Source organism: Phytohabitans rumicis (assembly GCF_011764445.1).
Taxonomy (GTDB): domain Bacteria; phylum Actinomycetota; class Actinomycetes; order Mycobacteriales; family Micromonosporaceae; genus Phytohabitans; species Phytohabitans rumicis.
In genome coordinates this window covers 588,681-605,044 of the sequence record NZ_BLPG01000002.1, presented here as the reverse complement: position 1 = coordinate 605,044, position 16,364 = coordinate 588,681, and the positions used below count along the sequence as shown (strand labels likewise).

The following is a 16,364-nucleotide window of genomic DNA, read 5'->3' as shown; positions in this document are numbered from 1 at the left end:
CCGAACCTAACATCGGCTCCCTCCCAGGTCAGGTGGTGTGTGCACGTGCACATGTGTGAACGTGCACACACTAGGCACGGATGCTCGCTCAGGTCAAGAGGGGCGCTACAGTGTGCGCGTGTACCGGCAGCGGGGGCGTCGAAGCGAGCGACGGTGCATGACGTCGCGGCCGCCGCGGGCGTATCCCGCGGCACCGTCAGCCGGGTCCTCAACGGCGGGTACGTCTCCGCCACCGCCCGCGCCGCCATCGAGGCCGCCATCGCGCAGGTCGGCTACGTGCCCAACACCGCCGCGCGCAACCTGGTCACGCAGCGGTCCCAGGCCGTCGGCTTCCTCGTGCTCGAGCCACACAGCCTGCTGCTGGAGGACCCCAACATCGGCGCCATCATGCTCGGCGCCAACGCCGTGCTGTCCGATGCCGACTACCAGATGGTCAACCTGGTCATCGACTCCGCCCGGGACACCGAGCGGATCACCAAGTACCTCAGCGGCGGCTTCGTCGACGGTGCCGTCATCGTGTCGGCCCGGGCGCACGACCCGATCACCCAGCTGGTGGCCGACCTCGGGCTGCCCGCCACGTTCGTCGGCCACCCGCCCGACCTGGAGCAGGGCATCCCGTTCGTCGGGATCGACAACGTCGGCTCCGCGCGGGCAATCACCGAGCGGCTGGCCGGCACCGGGCGCCGGCGGATCGGCATGATCGCCGCGGCCGTGGACCGCGATTCCGGCGCTGACCGGCTCACCGGCTTCCGGCAGGCGCTCGGCGACCGCTTCGACCCCGACCTGGTGGCCGAGGTCGCCTTCTACCACTACGCGGACGGCATGGACGGCATGCGCGCCCTGCTCCAGCGCGAGCCCGGCATCGACGGCGTCTTCGCCGCGTCGGACGCGGTCGCCGCGGGCGCCATGCAGGCGCTGCGCGAGGCCGGCCGCGCCGTCCCCGCCGACGTGGGCATCGTCGGTTTCGACGACAGCCCGTGGGCCCAGCGCACGGCGCCCGCCCTGTCCACCGTGCACCAACCGGCCAAGGAGATCGGCGCCCGCGCCGCCGACCTGGTGCTGCGCCAACTGGCCGGCAAGTCCGTCGAGACCGCCGGCGTCTTCCTACCCACCCCATCGTCTGGCGCGCCTCCGCCTGACCGCGCTGGCCCTGACCCGCCGTCCCTGGCCCGCCGTCCCTGGCCCGACGTCGATCAAGGACTTCCGCGTCGATCAAGGGCATATGGTCGTGCTTGGATCTCTTTTCCACGACCATTCGCCCTTGATCGACGCCGAAGTCCTTGATCGGCGCGGAAGAGGCGGACGGCGCGGACGGCGCGGACGGCGCGGACGGCGCGGACGGCGCGGACGGCGCGGACGGCGCGGACGGCGCGGACGGAGTGGAAGGGGCGGCCGGGCGCTACGGGGCGAGGGTCAGCCAGGTGATGTCGAGGCGGTCGAGGGTGTCGCGGGCGGGAGCGGTCAGCGGGTTGCGGCCGGTGGCGTACCGGATCAGGCCGGCGCTGTCCGTGTCCAGCGCCCGGCGGGCGCGCGGCGCGTGCGGACCGAGCAGCAGGCCCTCCACGACGGCGGCGGCCTCGGGCGTCAGCCACGGCGGTACGCCAAGCGCGTCCGCGAGGTCCAGACCGTGCACGGCCAGCTCGAAGACCCGGGTGATCTGGAAGTCGGTGAGCCGCATCGGGTCGCCGTGGCGGGTGGTGACGAGCCGGCCGCCCGGCACGCCGTCCACCGCGGCGGCGACCGCGTGCCACTGCTGCTCGAACCAGTCGATCAGCTCGCCGGGGGACCGGTCCGCGGCGAACCGCTGGGCGCTGTCGACCCGCGCGGCGTCCACCGCCGGCTCGAAGCGCCGGTCGGCGACGAAGTAGGCGGCGGTGGTGACGGGTGGGCCGGGCGGCGCCGGCAGGGCGAGCATCTCCAGGGTCCGGGAGATGGCCACGGCGGTGTGCGCGAACTCGTCCTTGACGGTCCACGGTGGACAGCAGGTGGGCCGGTCCAGACCGGCGAGCGGTGTCGCACGCAGGGCACCGGTCAGCGCCGTGGCCTCGGCAACGAACGCCACGCCAACCTCGGTGTCGATCACCCCGCCAGGTTAGCCGCTAGCCCTTGGCAGGGCGGGCGCGTACGTGCATGCGCTCGCCCTGCGGGCCGAACAGGTTGAGGATCTCCGCCGGCACCGGGTCCGGGTTCACCACGCGGTGCGGGATCCGCGTGTCGAACTCGGCCACCTCGCCCGGGGTCAGGATCATGTCGTGCGCGCCGAGCACCAGGCGCACCCGGCCGGACAGCACGTAGAGCCACTCGTACCCCTCGTGGGTCTGCGGCTCCGGGTCGGCGCCCTTGTGCGGCGGGAGGATCTGCTTGTACGCCCGCACGCCGCCCGGCCGGCGGGTCAGCGGCAGGAACGTGCTGCCGTGCCGCACGATCGGCCGGGCGTGCACGCGCGGGTCGCCGGTGTCCGGGGCGTCCACCAGTTCGTCGAGCGTGACCTGGTACGCCCGGGCCAGCGGCAGCAGCAGCTCCAGGGTCGGCTTGCGCCCGCCGGACTCCAGCCGGGACAGCGTGCTGACCGAGATGCCGCTGGCCTCGGCGAGCTGGGTGAGCGTCAGGCCACGGCGCTGCCGCAGGGTCCGCAGGTGCGGGCCGACGGAAGCCAGGGCCGCCTCGTCGTTTGCCATACCGGCAACGTTACTTGCCGCCATCGCGGCCCCCGGAGCACCGTGGCGTACATGGATGAGATGTATGACGTGGTGGTGGTCGGTGGGGGCGCGGCCGGGCTGAGCGGCGCCGTGGCGTTGGCGCGGGCGCGCCGGTCGGTGCTGGTGGTCGACGCCGGGCAGCCGCGCAACGCTCCGGCCGGCCACGTGCACAACTACCTGGCCCGGGAAGGCACGCCGCCGGCCGACCTGCTGGCCGCCGGCCGCGCCGAGGTGACCGGCTACGGCGGCACGGTCGTCACCGGGCGGGTCGAGGCCGCCACCAAGGAGGACGGTGGGTTCGCCGTGACGCTGGACGGTGGCCGCACGGTCCGGGCGCGGCGCCTGCTGGTGGCCACCGGCCTGGTCGACGAGCTGCCCGGCGTACCCGGGCTGGCGCAGCGGTTCGGCCGGGATGTGCTGCACTGCCCGTACTGCCACGGGTGGGAGGTCCGCGACCGCCGGATCGGCGTGCTGGCCACCGGGCCGCTGGCCGCGCACCAGGCCGAGCTGTGGCGGCAGTGGAGCCCGCACATGACCCTGCTGGGGCACGACGCGGCGCCGCCGGACGCCGAGGCGGCCGAGCGGCTGGCGGCCCGCGGGATCGCCGTCGTGCCCGGCCCGGTCGCCGGCCTCACGGTCGTCGACGACACCCTTACCGGGGTACGACTTGCGTCCGGCGAGACGGTCGAGCTGGACGCGGTGGTCGTGGCCCCGCGGTTCACCGCCCGCTCGGGCGTGCTGGAGTCGCTCGGGATCAAGCCGGTCGACGTGGAGATGGGTGGGCACGTGGTCGGCAGCCAGGTCCCCGCCGACCCGACCGGGGCCACCACCGTGCCCGGCGTGTGGGTGGCCGGCAACGTCGCCGACGTACGCGCCCAGGTGGTCGTGTCCGCGGCGGCGGGCCTCGGTGCCGGCGCGGCGATCAACGCCGACCTCGTCGCCGAGGACACCCGGATCGCCGTCGACGCGTACCGCCGGCGATGACGGCTGGCCGGCCGCGGGTCGACCTCTTCCTGCTCGCGGGGCAGTTTCCCGGCGCCGACCACGCGGCGACGCTGCGGCACGCCGTCGACTACGCGATCGCCGCCGAGGCCGCCGGGCTCGACGGCGTGTGGCTGGCCGAGCACCACTTCATCTCGTACGGCGTGTGCCCGTCCGCGGTGGCGCTGGCCGGGTACCTGCTCGGGCGCACCACCCGGCTGCGGGTCGGCACCGCGGCGGCCATCCTGTCCAACCGCCACCCGGTGGCCCTCGCCGAGGAGGCGGCGCTGCTCGACGCGGTCAGCGGGGGCCGGTTCGACCTCGGCGTGGCGCGCGGCGGGCCGTGGGTCGACCTGGAGGTCTTCGGCACCGGCCTGGACCGGTTCGCCAGCGGCTTTCCCGAGTCGCTGGACCTGCTGCTGGACGCACTGTCCGGTCGGGAGACCGTGGCCGCGGACGGCCCGCGCTTCCGGTTCCGGCCGGTGCCCGTCGTGCCCCGGCCGGTCCGGGCCATGCCCGTGTGGGTGGCCGCCACCTCACCGTCCACCGTGGACCTCGCCGCCCGGCGCGGGCTGCCGCTGCTGCTCGGCATGCACCAGGACGACGCCGCCAAGGCCGACACCCTGCGCCGGTACGCGGAAGCCGCCGCTCCCGGCGCGGTCGGGCACGCCTCGGCGCACCTGGTCCACGTCGCCGGCACCGCCGCCCAGGCGTACGCCGAGCTGCGCGCGACCCTGCCGGGCTGGCTGGCCCGCACCCGCGAGTACGTCCGCGTGGACGGCAGCCCGCCCGCGCACCGCGACCTCGACGCGTACGTCGAGCACCTGCTCGCGATCCACCCGATCGGGCCGCCCGAGCGGTGCGTCCAGCGGCTGGCCGGCACGCTCGCCGCCACCGGCGTCCGGCACGTGCTGCTGGTGGTCGAGGGCGCCGGCCCGGACCGCGTCCTGGAAGTGATCGAACGGATCGGCGCCGACGTGCTCCCGCGGCTGGAATAGTGGAAACCGTGGCGGGCGAGCCGACCGAGCCGGTCCCGTTGGTCGACGAGGGCCTGGGCAACAGCGCCTACCTGCTCGACCTCGGCGACGGGCGGGCGCTGGCCGTCGACCCGCCCCGGGACCTGCGGGCGCTGCGGGCCGCCGCGGACCGGCGCGGGCTGCGCGTGGCGTACGCGGCGGACACCCACCTGCACGCCGACTTCCTGTCCGCGGCCCGGCAATTGTCCTATGAGGATGGTGCGACGGTGTTGGCCGCGGCGGCCGGCCGGCGCCAGTTCGACCACCACGGCCTGGCCGACGGCGACGAGATCGGCCTCGGCGGGCTCACCCTGCGCGCCCTCGCCACGCCCGGCCACACCGACGAGCACCTGTGCTACCTGATCCTGGACGGGACGGCACCCGTGGGCGTGTTCACCGGCGGTTCGCTTATCGTCGGCTCCGCCGCCCGCACCGACCTGCTCGGCCCGGACCGCGCCGACGAGCTGGCCCACGCCCAGTACGCCTCGGTGCGCCGGCTCGCGACGCTGCCGGACGCCACCGCGGTGTGGCCCACCCACGGCGCCGGCTCGTTCTGCTCCACCGCCGCCGGGGCGCGGCGCACCACGACGATCGGCACCGAGAAGGCCACCAACCCGCTGCTGGCCGCCCCCGACGCGGACACCTTCACCGCCCTGCTGCGCGCCGGCCTCGGCTCGTACCCGGCGTACTTCGACCGGCTGGCCGAGGTCAACCGGCGCGGCCCCGAGCTGGACACCCGCCCGCCGGTCCTGGCCGCCCTCGACGCCGGCCAGGTGCGCAAGCTGCTGGCGTACGGCGCCGTCCTGGTCGACGTGCGGCCGACCGCCGACGTCGCCGCCGGGCACATTCCCGGCGCGGTCGCGATCGCGCTGCGCCCGTCGTTCGCCACCTGGCTCGGCTGGGTCGTCGACCCCGGCGTCCCGATAGTCGTCGTGCGCAACCCCGACCAGGACCCCGGCGGTATCCTGTGGCCCGCGCTGAACGTCGGCTACGACACCGTCGTCGGCGAACTGGCCGGCGGCGTCCCGGCCTGGACCGCGGCCGGCGGACACGTGGCCACGACTCCGCTGGTACGCCCCGAGGAGGTAACCGGCACCGTCTTGGACGTACGCCAGGACAGCGAGTACGCGGAGGGCCACCTGCCCGGCGCCGTCCACATCGAACTCGGCGACCTGCCGGACCGGGCGTCCGATGTGGAGGATGCGCCGACGGTGGTGATGTGCGGGCACGGCGAGCGCGCGATGACCGCCGCCACCCTGCTGCGCCGCGCCGGCCATAGCCAGGTCGCGGTGATGGTGGGCAGCTACCTTGAACACGACGGGTGAACGGAAGGGGGCGCCATGCTGTTGTCCACGCTGCCGCAGCTGCCGGGCCGGTCGTTCGAGGTGCGGGGCTTCGTCTTCGCCCAGGCGACCCTCGGCGCACTCGGCGGAGGCAACACCCAGAAGATGGTCAAGTCGCTGATCGAGCAGGCGGCCGCGTTCGGCGCCGACGGCATCGTCGACCTGCGCACCGTGATCGGCGGCGAGAACGCCCACTGCGTGATGACCGGCACCGCCGTCCGCGTCCTCCCCACCCCCCACCCGCTGAGGGGCCTCCCACCCGGCTGGGCCTTCCCACCCGGCCGGCCCTTCCCCGCCGATCAAGGACTTCCCCGCCGATCAAGCGCGAATGGCCGTGGATTGGAGGTCGAAGCACGGCCGTATGCCCTTGATCTGTGCGGAAAGCCTTGATCGACGCCGGGGCGGTGCGCCGGCCCGGCCGCTACGCCGGCGTGTCCTCGTTCAGGACTCGGAGGTCTTCGGCGAGGTTGTTGGCTGAGGTGAGGGTGTCGGGGTGGTCGTCACCGAGTACGCGGCGGCGGCGGGTCAGGGTGTCCTCGTCCAATGCCCGCGCCTGCTCGTGCTCTCCCAGCAAACGCAGGTCGGCGGCGAGGTTGCTGGCTGAGGTGAGGGTGTCGGGGTGGTCGTCACCGAGTACGCGGCGGCGGCGGGTCAGGGTGTCCTCGTCCAATGCCCGCGCCCGTTCATTCTCACCCATACCCCAAAGGGCGACTGCGAGATCTGTCGCTGCACGTAGCGTGTCGAGGTTGTCCGGGCCAAGGTCGGTATACCAGCGTTGATGGCACGTCTCGGCGAGTGGCAACGCGGTCCGGTACTCCGCACGCGAGATCAAATACCACACCGCGTTATGGGCGGCGTCTCGGAGGACCGGTCCACGGTCGGCCGGGTCAAGAGCGAGTAGATGTGGCAGAAGCACCGCCCAGCGCGGCCAGGTGGGCGGATCGGTGCCGTTGTCGTCGGCCACACTGGCGACCAGGTCCTCGGCCTGTTGCCGGGTGGCGGTGTTCTGCTGTGGCGTGCCTAGGTCGCGCAGCACGGCCTGGGTGAGCCGGTGCAGCTGGATGGTCTCCTCTGTGAGCCGGAGCAGTCCCAGCCGGGCCAGGCGGCTCAGGGTCCGCCGGAACGCCATCGGCGCGGCCACCACCGCGGCGAGGGGATCGTCGTCGATCGCGGTCGGGGTAAACCACGTCAGCGGCACCGGCTCCGGCGCCAAGTGTGCACACATGCGCAGCAGCGCCACCCCGGCGGGATCCTCGGTCTCCAGCCGGGTTACCGAGATCTCAATCGCCGCGGCCAGCGACACCGGGTAGCCGGGCGCCCGGTTCTGACCCATCACGTCCCGGGCGTGGCCGGACATCTCGGCCAGGTAGTCCCGGACCGGCATCCGTGTCTCGTCCATGTAGCCCACCGCCTGTGCCAAGGCCAGCGGCAGGTCACCCAGCGCGTCGGCCAACCGGTCGGCGTCCATTTCGGACAGCGTGGGCAGGTTCTGTCGAATCATGGCCACCGACTCGGCCCGGCTGAACACGTGGATCCCAACCGGCACGGCGACGCCCTTGAACGCGGCGCTGCGTGAGATGATCACGGTGTGCCCGGTCTGCGGTGGCAGCCACGCCGACCCCGCCCATGCCGTGCAGCGCCTGCACCACCGTCCGTTCCCCGGCGATCAGCTGCTCCCGCAGTTGCGCGAGCAGCGCGGTCCGGCCGGTGAACCCGAGCAGCCGCCGGGGCACATTCCACGGCCCGGGACGCGAACCGGGCAGCCGCACGCCGTCCGACGCCGCGGCGGTGGCCCGCTCACCCGGGAACGGCGCATTGTCGGGTCGGCGCGGGCCGAAGACCGCCGACAGCAACGCCTGCCGAGCCTGCTCTTCGCCGAGGTCGAACAGATCCCGGTACACCAGGGGCCCCAGGATCGGCGGCGGCTGCACCCGCTCCACCCGCAGCGGCACCAGCCGGCGCCGCCCGTCAGCGCCCGGCCGTTCGGCCAGCACCGCCGTCCACTCGTCGGTTGTGAACCGGGACGGCTCGAAATACGCCGCCGAGTACAGCGCCACCACCCGGTCGGCCCGCGCCAACGCCGTGTTCATGTTCAACACCGCGTTGCTGCCCGCCGCCCAGTCCCACACGTCCAGCTCGACCGTCAACCCGGCCTTGCGCAACTGGTCGGCCACCCACTCCGCCCACGGCCGCTGCGGGCCGGCGTAACTCACGAACGCGTCGAGCCGGTCCGGTCCGTCGCTTCCCGTCACGGGTAACACCCTGCACCAGCCGGCACATAGATCGCGAGGTGACTCGCTGCCCGACACGCCCACGACACGCGCGAGGTACTCCCTGATCAACGGATTGCTCGCGTACCGGGGCGGTGATCTTCGGACATCTGTACGACAATGGTTGGGTGATGCCGGATGTGTTGACGGAGCTCAAGGCCACGGCCGACGCGAGCGTCAGCACGCCCACGTGGTCGTTGCGCGACGAGGATCTGGTCGAGTGTTTGGACCTGGTGCACGCGGTGGTGCAGGCCGTCGCAGCGGTGCAGTCCCGGCTGGTTCGGGAGATCGACAGCCGGGGCCTGGCCATCACGCGGCACGCGTCCAGCACGAAAGCGTGGCTGCGCGAGCACCTACGGATCAGTCCGCACGCGGCCAAGCGGATGCTGGAGCTGGCCCAGGCGTTGGACGCGCGGCCGGTGCTGGCCAAGGCCGTCGCCGACGGTCTGGTCAATACCGAGCAGGCTCAGGTGATCGCGGCCGCGTTGCGGCGTCTTCCGGCTGAGGTGGTGGGTAAGGCGGAGAAGGCGATGATCGGTCGGGCCGCCGAGTTTGAGCCGAACACGCTGCGCCGTTACGGCGAGGGCATCCTCGCCTACGTGGCCCCGAGCTCGCCGAGGCCGCTGACGCGGAGGCGTTGGAGCGGATGGAGGCCAGGGCGCGGCAGACGCGGGCGTTTCACCTGACCCGGCACGGGGACGGTCGGGTGCGGTTGACGGGCTGGTTGGACGAGGACGGCGCCGCTACCGTCAACGCGGCGTTGGATCCGTTGTGCGCGCCGCGGCATGACGTGGATGTGCGCACCCCGGCCCAGCGCCGGGCCGACGCGTTGGTCGAGATCTGCGACCTGGCGATGCGGACCGAGGACCTGCCGGAGAGCGGTGGGGAGCGGCCGCATGTGGTGGTGACGGTGTCGTTCGACATGCTGCGCCTGGCGCTCGGTGTGGGCACCTTGGACACGGGTGAGCGGCTCAGTCCGGAGCAGGTACGGCGGCTGGCCTGCGACGCCAAAATCATCCCGCCATCCTGGGTGGCGATGGGCAGATCCTGGACCTGGGCCGCACCCGACGGTTGATCAGCGGGCCGTTGCGGCGGGCGCTGGAGTTGCGGGACAAGGGGTGCGCGTTCCCCGGCTGTGATCGGCCGCCGCGCTGGTGTCACGGGCACCACATCGTGTCGTGGGCCGACGGCGGGCCTACCACGTTGGACAACAGCGTCATGTTGTGCGGCTACCATCATCGGTTGATCCATCGTGGGCATTGGACGGTTCGGATCGCCGTGGACGGGATGCCCGAGTTCATCCCGCCCGCGTATGTGGACCTGGAGCGTCGACCACGCCGCAACACCTACCACCATCGGGAGTGACCAGCGGCGATCCAGCTAAACCGCCTCATACCTCCCGACACGGGTTGTAGCCTGCGGAGGAGGGGCGCTGCGCATGCACGTCACGACTGGACGCCTCGTGCTGGGGGCGGTGGCGCTGGCGGCGGTGGCGGGTCTGGTGGGCGGGCTGGTCGGAGCGGGTCTGCGGTCCGAACCGGACGCCGCGCCGAGCCCGACGGCGGGCTGTGATGTCACCGAGGTCTCGTCCCGCGTGCTGCCCTCGCTGGTGACGATCCACGTGCGCGGTGCCGGCGGGGACGGCACCGGGTCCGGGTCGGTGCTCGACCGGCGGGGCAACATCCTGACCAACGACCACGTCGTCGCCGCGGCGGCGTCCGGCGGTACCGTCACGGTCGACTTCGCCCGCGGGCGTACTCAGGTGCCCGCGACGATCGTCGGGCGCGACCCGGCGACCGACCTGGCCGTCGTCCGGGCCCAGCCCGGCGACGGCGCGCTGACCCCGATCACGGTCGGCGACTCGGCCGCGCTCGTCGTCGGGCAGCCGGTCGTCGCGGCGGGTTCCCCGCTGGGCCTGACCGGCACCGTCACGGCCGGTGTCGTGAGCGCCCTGAACAGGTACATCGACGTCGGGCAGGGCCAGCAGCCGGCCAGCCTGATCAACGCCGTGCAGACCGACGCCGCCATCAATCCCGGCAACAGTGGCGGCCCGCTCACGGACTGCGCCGGGCATCAGGTCGGCGTCAACGCGGCGGGCGCCCAGGTGCCGGGCGGTGGCGGCGGCAGCATCGGGTTGAACTTCGCCATCCCGATCACGTTCGCCTACTCCGTCGCGGGCCAGCTCATCGAGAACGGCCGGGCCACGCACCCGGTCATCGGCGTCATCGCGGTGACCGTGACGGACGAGATGGCCACCGCGACGGGATTGCCACGGGGTGCGTTGGTCGAGCAGGTGTTGCCCCGCCTCGGCGCGGCCGCCGCCGGCCTCCAGTCGGGCGACGTCATCACGCGGATCGGCGACACCGTGGTGACCAGCGTCGACCAGATGCTGGTCGCGATCCGCGGGCACGACCCGGGCCAGACCGTGCCGGTGACGTACGTGCGCGGCGGTGTCGAGCGCACCGGCACCGCGGCGGTGACCGCGGCCTGAGGGCCAGCCGGCGGCGGCGACTGCATGACCTGCCCCATCATCCGCGAACCCGTGACATTCTGACCCGTAAGGCGGGCACGATGCCGTGCGGGAGGAAGAGCACGACGAGGACGAGCAGCACCGCGTAGACGGCGTACGACAGCACGCTCGGCGCGTAGCTCGGCATGCCCGGTTGGGTGCCGACGGTGTTCAGCACCTGGACGAGCAGGACGATGGCGGTGGCGCCGACGAGCGCGCCCCACAGCGTGCCGAGCCCGCCGACGACGGCCATCACGACGTACTCGATGGACAGCAGGACGGGGAACGAGCCGGGCGCGATGTAGCCGAGATAGAAGGCGTAGATGCCGCCGGCGAGGCCGGCGAACGCGGCGGACAGCGCGAAGACGGTGAGCCGGTAGCGGCCGACCGGTACGCCGCTGGCGGCGGCCGCGGTCTCGCTGGTGGCGAGCGCGCGCAGCGCGCGGCCGGGGCGGGAGGCGACGACGTTGCGGGCCACCAGCATGGTGAGGGCGACGGCGGCCCAGACCAGGTAGGCGTACGAGATGTCCTCGGCGAATTCGTAGCCGCCGACGGACAGGCGGGGGATCCCCTGCAGGCCGATGGCGCCGCCGGCCCAGTCGGCCTGGCCGACGAGCGAGAGCAGGATGAGCTGCGTGGCGAGGGTGGCGAAGGCGAGGTGGTGGCCGCGCAGGCGCAGCATCGGCACGCCCACCACGACGGCGAACGCGGCCGACACGACCGGCGCGGCGAGCAGGCCGAGCACGGGTGGCAGGCTGTGCACGCTCAGCAGGCCGGCCGTGTAGCCGCCGATCGCGTAGAAGGCCGCCTGGCCGAGGCTGACCTGGCCGGCGTACCCCATGAGCAGCGACAGTCCGATGGTGACGATCGCGGCCAGGCCGAGCAGGATGTAGATGGTCAGGTGGCTGCTGGACAGCAGCGGCGGGAGCGCGAGGGTGAGCGCGGCCGCGGCGGCCGCGGGGATCCACCTGGTCAAGCGACCTCCTCCTGGACGATCGGCCGCCGCGCGGCCTGCCCGATCATGACGGCCAGCATCAGCACCAGCGCGACCTCCATCTGGTACGCGGCGTTGCCGTACCCGGCGACGAGGGCCTGCGCGACGCCGAGCAGCAGCCCGCCGATCAGGGTGAGCGCCGGTCGCATCAGGCCGCCGAGGATGGCGGCGGCGAAGCCGCCGACGATGAGGGTGACGTCGTAGTCGAAGGTCACCAGTTGGATGGGGGTGACCAGCACGCCGGCGAGGCCGCCGAGCGCGCCGCCGATGACGAACGACAGCAGGCCCATCCGGCGTACGTCGATGCCCACGACCTTGGCGGCGTACGGGTTGGCGGAGCACGCGGTCAGCGCGCGGCCCACGTCGGTGCGGGCGAACAGCACGCCCATGCCGGCGAACACGGCCAGCGTGGCGCCGATGATGAGCAGGTAGTGGGCCTGGAAGCGGGCGCCGAGGACGTCGACCGCGCCGGGCACGCCGCCGAACGAGCGCGGCTGGTCGCCCCAGATCAGGACCTCGACGGCGTACGCGAAGACGCCGAGGCCGAGGGTGACGATGAGCGAGGCGCCGGGCGGCGTGCCCGGCTTGCCGATCGCGACGAGTCCGACCAGCAGGCCCGCGCCGGCGCCGACCGCGACGGCGAGGGTCTCCGACACGCCGTGCGGCAGGCCGCTGGCCAGCAGGGTGGAGGCGGTCATCGCGGCGATGACGGCGAACGAGCCCTGGGCGAAGTTGACCACGCGGGTGACCCGGTGGATGACGACGAGGCCGCTGCCGACGAGCGCGAACGCGCAGCCGCCGCCGAGCCCGGTGATGAGGTACTGCAACAGTTCACTCATCTCGCCACTCCCAGATACGCGTCGGCGACCCGCGGGCTGGCGGCCAGCTCGGCCGAGTCACCCGCGGCGACGATGCGGCCCGCTTCCAGGACGTACGCGCGGGTGCACAGGTCGAGGGCGAGGCGGGCGTTCTGCTCGATGAGCAGGACGGCTAGGCCGCGTCCGGCGTTGAGCGCGCGCAGGTGCCGGGCCAGGTCGGCGACGACGAGCGGGGCGAGGCCCAGGGACAGCTCGTCGATGGCCAGGACCTCCGGGCGGGCCATCAGCGCCCGGCCCACGGCGACCATCTGCTGCTGGCCGCCGGACAGCAGGCCGGCGCGGCGGCGGCGCAGCGGTCCGAGGTCGGGCAGGATCTCGTAGATCGGCGCGGTGTCCCGGTTTCTGCCGCGCCAGCCGCCGAGCCGCAGGTTGTCCTCGACGGTCAGGTCGGCGAACATCTGGCGGCCCTCGGGCACGTGGGCGAGGCGGCCGTGGACGCGTACGGTGCCGCCGGCCGGGCGCAGGATGCCGGAGAGCGTGTTGACCAATGTGGACTTGCCGGCGCCGTTGGGTCCGATGAGCGCGACCATCTCGCCGGCGCCGACGGTGAGGCTGACGCGGTCCAGGGCGACCGCGGCTCCATATCGGACGGTGAGGTCGACGACCTCGATCATGGCGTCACCTCCTCGGCCGAGGAGCCCAGGTACGCGGCGATGACCGCGGGATGGGCGCGGATCTCGGCGGGCGTGCCCTCGGCGATCACGCGGCCGAGGTCCAGCACGGTGACCCGGTCGGCGAGGCGGGTCACGAAGGCGACGTCGTGCTCGATCTTGATCATGGTGAGGCCGCCGGCCTTCAGCTCCTCGATGAGCTGGGCGAGGGCGTCCCGCTCGGCGGCGCGCAGCCCGGCGGCGGGCTCGTCGAGCAGCAGCAGGCGCGGCCGGCCGCACAGCGCGCGGGCGACCTGCAGCGCCCGCTGCTGGCCCAGCGGCAGCGCCTCGGCCGACCGGTCCGCCCAGTCGGCGAGCCCGACCCGGTCCAGCGCCTCGCGGGCCTGGTGCCGGATCTCGCGTTCCGCCCGGCGGTGCGCGGGCAGGCGCAGCACGGCGCTGGCGAAGCCGCCGCGGGTGGTGGCGTGCGCGCCGACCATCACGTTCTCCAGGGCGGTCATGCCGCGGAAGATGCGGGCGCCCTGGAAGACGATCGCGATGCCGAGCCGGGCCCGCCGGTGCGCCGGCAGCCGGTCGACCCGGCCGCCGGCGTACGCGATGGTGCCGGACTGGGCGGCGAGCTGGCCGCCGATGAGGTTGAACAATGTGGACTTGCCGGCGCCGTTGGGCCCGATGACGCCGCGCAGTTCGCCGGGCGCGACGTCGAGGCTGACGTCGCGCACGGCGTACACGCCGCCGAACGCGCGGGACACGCCGGCGACCCGCAACAGGGGTTCGGTCACTTACCGGCCACCGCGGTCAGTTGCTGCATGGCCCACTCGGTGGGGACGAACTTGCCGCCCTGGACGGCGTTGATGGAGATGTAGTCGGCCTTGAGGCCGGCGTGGTCGGTCGCGCTGTAGGCGTAGGCGCCGTTCGGGGTGACGGCGCTGAGCCCTTCCAGCGCGGCCTGGATCTTCGCCGGGTCGGTGCTGCCGGCCTTCTCGATGGCGGCGACGAGCAGCTTGACGCCGGTGTAGCCGTCCTGCGCGAACTGCGGCGGGGCGTACCCGTACTTTTCCTGGAACGGGCCGGCGAGCTCGTTGATGGCCGTCTTCTGCGCCCCGTCGGGCAGGCTGGCCCCGACGACGCCGATGGAGCTGGCCACGAGGACGCCGTCCGCGGCCGCGCCGACCGGGTCGAGCCACAGCTTGCTGGCCTGTGCCCCGGTGAACACGACCGGGAGGTTGAGGCCGGCGGTGGCGTACTGCTTGGCCAGGGCCACGCCGGGCGCGCCGGTGGCCCAGACGACCAGCGCCTGCGCCCCGGAGGAGCGCACCTGGTTGAAGACCGCGGAGAACTCCGTGGTGGTGGTCTGGAACTCCGGGGTGGCGGTGAGCGTGATGCCGTGCCCGGACGCCTTGCTCTTGGTGCCGTTGAAGCCGGCCTTGGCGTAGGAGCTCTTGCCGTCGTACGCCACGGCGACCTTGGTGATGTTCTGCGCCTTGAGGTACTGCAGGATCCGGTCCGCGTACGTGCCGGCGGTCGCCGGGACCACGAAGACGTACGGGTGGACGGGGTTGACCTGCTCGTCGGCCGGGGTCAGCGAGATGTACGGGATCTTCTCCCGGTCGACCAGCGGGATGGTGGCCAGCGCGGAGTTGGAGAACGGCGAGCCGATCACGGCGGCGACGTCCTGGCCCTTGAGGTCGTTGAACGCCAGCACCGACTGGTCGGGCTGGCTCTTGTCGTCGCGGACGGTCAGCTCGATCTGGCGGCCGAGCACGCCGCCGGCCGCGTTGACCTGCTCCACCGCGAGCTTCACGGATTTCTCGTTTTCGGTGCCGAGCGGTGCGTAGTTGCCGGTCAGCGACACGATCTGGCCCACCTTGATGGGGCCTTCGTCGTCACCGGTGGATGAGTCGTCGCCGCAGCCGGCCATGGCACACACCATGGCGAGCGCGGCGACGCAGACGGCGGTACCTCGCACGGGTGCCTCCCACCACGAGGGGACAGCGTTGTGTTACATCGAAGCTAGACATCTATTGCACGCTGGTCAACATTCATGCCGAATATTGCTCGACCGGAAGTGGGTCAAAGACGTGCGCATCCGCTCTCCCCGGTTGGCTCGATGGCTGGCGGGCGATGCGAAATCTGTATAGTGATCGCATGGCGGTCCAGCCCGCGACGCCCGCCTCGGACCTTCCCCGCGCCCAGGCCGGCAGCAACCCGCAGCACCTGCTGCTGACGTTGCTCGGCGACTACTGGTACGGCCGGCGCGCGCCGCTGCCGTCCGCCGCGCTCGTGGCGCTCCTGGGCGAGTTCGGCATCACGGAGGTCAGCGCCCGCGCCGCGCTGAGCCGGCTGGCCCGCCGCGGGCTGCTGGAGCTGTCCAAGTCGGGCCGGCACACCTCGTACGCGCTGAGCGCCCGCGCCGCCGCGGTGCTCGCCGAGGGTCGGGGGCACATCCTGTCGTTCGGGGCCGAGGCGGGGCGGTGGTCCGGCCGGTGGACGATGGCCGCCTTCTCGGTCCCCGAGGGCCGCCGGGACCTGCGGCACGCGCTGCGCACCCGGCTCGGCTGGTACGGCTTCGCGCCGCTCTACGACGGGCTCTGGGTCTGCCCGCACGAGCGGATCGCCGAGGTGACCGCGATCCTGTCCGAGCTCGGCATCGACCGGGCAACGGTGTTCACCGCGGAGCTGGCGCGGGGCGGTCCGGGCGCCGGCCACCCCACCCTGGCCTGGGACCTCGACGCGCTGCGGGGCGGGTACGAGCGGCTGCTGAGCGCGTACGAGCCGGTCCGGCAGCGGTGGCGCGGCGGGCGCGTCGGCACCGCGGAGGCCCTGGTGGCGCGGACCGCGCTGATGGACGACTGGCGCACCATGCCCGGCCTCGACCCGGAGCTACCCGCCGCGCTGCTGCCGCCGGGCTGGCCGCGGGCACGGGCCCGGGAGCTGTTCATCGAGTTGTACGACGGCCTCGCCGCCCTGGCCGTGCAGCGGGTGGTCCAGGTGGTCGCCGGGTACGACGAGGCGCTGGCCGACCTGGTGCGCGGCCACACCAGCCGCGACCGTGCCTAAGGG

The 16,364-nt window shown here is 73.2% G+C and carries 18 protein-coding genes and 1 pseudogene; 10 read left to right on the top strand and 9 right to left on the bottom strand.

What is annotated here, in order from left to right; genetic code table 11:
* The first annotated feature begins 153 nt into the window (after nt 1-153).
* A complete protein-coding gene (locus Prum_RS46400) occupies nt 154-1,284 on the top strand; it encodes a LacI family DNA-binding transcriptional regulator (RefSeq protein WP_246278789.1) in 1,131 nt (376 codons plus the stop codon).
* 115 nt (nt 1,285-1,399) lie between these two features.
* Here Prum_RS46400 and Prum_RS46395 read toward each other — a convergent pair whose 3' ends face one another.
* Nucleotides 1,400-2,083, bottom strand: a complete 684-nt coding sequence (locus Prum_RS46395) for a maleylpyruvate isomerase family mycothiol-dependent enzyme (protein ID WP_173085748.1) — start codon at nt 2,081-2,083, stop codon at nt 1,400-1,402.
* A gap of 16 nt (nt 2,084-2,099) precedes the next feature.
* Nucleotides 2,100-2,678, bottom strand: a complete 579-nt coding sequence (locus Prum_RS46390; protein WP_173085746.1) for a helix-turn-helix domain-containing protein — start codon at nt 2,676-2,678, stop codon at nt 2,100-2,102.
* A gap of 51 nt (nt 2,679-2,729) precedes the next feature.
* Between Prum_RS46390 and Prum_RS46385 the strand changes: the two genes are divergently transcribed.
* The 4 genes from Prum_RS46385 to Prum_RS46370 are packed head-to-tail and all read left to right on the top strand — an operon-like array spanning nt 2,730 to nt 6,429.
* Nucleotides 2,730-3,683 carry an NAD(P)/FAD-dependent oxidoreductase gene (locus tag Prum_RS46385; RefSeq protein ID WP_173085744.1) on the top strand — a complete coding sequence of 318 codons (954 nt, stop codon included), beginning with the start codon at nt 2,730-2,732 and terminating at the stop codon, nt 3,681-3,683.
* Nucleotides 3,680-4,678, top strand: a complete 999-nt coding sequence (locus tag Prum_RS46380) for an LLM class flavin-dependent oxidoreductase (protein WP_173085742.1) — start codon at nt 3,680-3,682, stop codon at nt 4,676-4,678. The genes Prum_RS46385 and Prum_RS46380 overlap by 4 nt, the downstream gene beginning before the upstream one ends.
* An 8-nt stretch (nt 4,679-4,686) precedes the next feature.
* Entirely contained in the window at nt 4,687-6,021 is a 1,335-nt protein-coding gene (locus tag Prum_RS46375) for an MBL fold metallo-hydrolase (protein WP_173085740.1), read from the top strand.
* 15 nt (nt 6,022-6,036) lie between these two features.
* Nucleotides 6,037-6,429 carry a YbjQ family protein gene (locus Prum_RS46370; RefSeq protein WP_173085738.1) on the top strand — a complete coding sequence of 131 codons (393 nt, stop codon included), beginning with the start codon at nt 6,037-6,039 and terminating at the stop codon, nt 6,427-6,429.
* Nucleotides 6,430-6,460: 31 nt separating this feature from the next.
* Here the strand turns inward: Prum_RS46370 and fxsT are convergent, their stop codons facing one another.
* Both fxsT and Prum_RS53260 read right to left on the bottom strand, forming a co-directional pair.
* Entirely contained in the window at nt 6,461-7,624 is a 1,164-nt protein-coding gene (gene fxsT / locus Prum_RS46365; RefSeq protein ID WP_246278788.1) for an FxSxx-COOH system tetratricopeptide repeat protein, read from the bottom strand.
* A 277-nt stretch (nt 7,625-7,901) separates the two neighbouring features.
* Nucleotides 7,902-8,252, bottom strand: a pseudogene (locus Prum_RS53260) (toll/interleukin-1 receptor domain-containing protein); the annotation flags it as partial.
* 188 nt (nt 8,253-8,440) lie between these two features.
* On the opposite strand from Prum_RS53260, the gene Prum_RS54785 reads away from it, so the two are divergent.
* The 4 genes from Prum_RS54785 to Prum_RS46350 all read left to right on the top strand — a co-directional run bounded on the left by Prum_RS54785 (nt 8,441) and on the right by Prum_RS46350 (nt 10,800).
* Entirely contained in the window at nt 8,441-8,995 is a 555-nt protein-coding gene (locus Prum_RS54785; protein WP_308785456.1) for a DUF222 domain-containing protein, read from the top strand.
* Nucleotides 8,956-9,384 (top strand): DUF222 domain-containing protein, encoded by a 429-nt coding sequence (locus tag Prum_RS54780; RefSeq protein WP_371871435.1) that lies wholly within the window; start codon nt 8,956-8,958, stop codon nt 9,382-9,384. The genes Prum_RS54785 and Prum_RS54780 overlap by 40 nt, the downstream gene beginning before the upstream one ends.
* A 167-nt stretch (nt 9,385-9,551) precedes the next feature.
* Nucleotides 9,552-9,674, top strand: a complete 123-nt coding sequence (locus tag Prum_RS54775) for a hypothetical protein (RefSeq protein ID WP_308785464.1) — start codon at nt 9,552-9,554, stop codon at nt 9,672-9,674.
* A 73-nt stretch (nt 9,675-9,747) separates the two neighbouring features.
* The gene (locus Prum_RS46350; protein ID WP_173085732.1) at nt 9,748-10,800 is read left to right on the top strand and encodes a S1C family serine protease; all 1,053 of its coding nucleotides are present in this window, start codon (nt 9,748-9,750) and stop codon (nt 10,798-10,800) included.
* 37 nt (nt 10,801-10,837) lie between these two features.
* Here the strand turns inward: Prum_RS46350 and Prum_RS46345 are convergent, their stop codons facing one another.
* The 5 genes from Prum_RS46345 to Prum_RS46325 are packed head-to-tail and all read right to left on the bottom strand — an operon-like array spanning nt 10,838 to nt 15,270.
* Nucleotides 10,838-11,794, bottom strand: a complete 957-nt coding sequence (locus Prum_RS46345) for a branched-chain amino acid ABC transporter permease (protein ID WP_173085730.1) — start codon at nt 11,792-11,794, stop codon at nt 10,838-10,840.
* The gene (locus Prum_RS46340) at nt 11,791-12,651 is read right to left on the bottom strand and encodes a branched-chain amino acid ABC transporter permease (RefSeq protein WP_173085728.1); all 861 of its coding nucleotides are present in this window, start codon (nt 12,649-12,651) and stop codon (nt 11,791-11,793) included. The genes Prum_RS46345 and Prum_RS46340 overlap by 4 nt, the downstream gene beginning before the upstream one ends.
* Complete coding sequence (locus Prum_RS46335) at nt 12,648-13,304, bottom strand: ABC transporter ATP-binding protein (protein WP_173085726.1); 657 nt, start codon at nt 13,302-13,304, stop codon at nt 12,648-12,650. The genes Prum_RS46340 and Prum_RS46335 overlap by 4 nt, the downstream gene beginning before the upstream one ends.
* Nucleotides 13,301-14,083 carry an ABC transporter ATP-binding protein gene (locus Prum_RS46330; protein WP_246278787.1) on the bottom strand — a complete coding sequence of 261 codons (783 nt, stop codon included), beginning with the start codon at nt 14,081-14,083 and terminating at the stop codon, nt 13,301-13,303. The genes Prum_RS46335 and Prum_RS46330 overlap by 4 nt, the downstream gene beginning before the upstream one ends.
* Nucleotides 14,080-15,270 (bottom strand): ABC transporter substrate-binding protein, encoded by a 1,191-nt coding sequence (locus Prum_RS46325; RefSeq protein WP_246278786.1) that lies wholly within the window; start codon nt 15,268-15,270, stop codon nt 14,080-14,082. The genes Prum_RS46330 and Prum_RS46325 overlap by 4 nt, the downstream gene beginning before the upstream one ends.
* Nucleotides 15,271-15,449: 179 nt before the next feature.
* Between Prum_RS46325 and Prum_RS46320 the strand changes: the two genes are divergently transcribed.
* The gene (locus Prum_RS46320) at nt 15,450-16,361 is read left to right on the top strand and encodes a PaaX family transcriptional regulator (RefSeq protein WP_173085724.1); all 912 of its coding nucleotides are present in this window, start codon (nt 15,450-15,452) and stop codon (nt 16,359-16,361) included.
* Nucleotides 16,362-16,364: the final 3 nt, after the last annotated feature.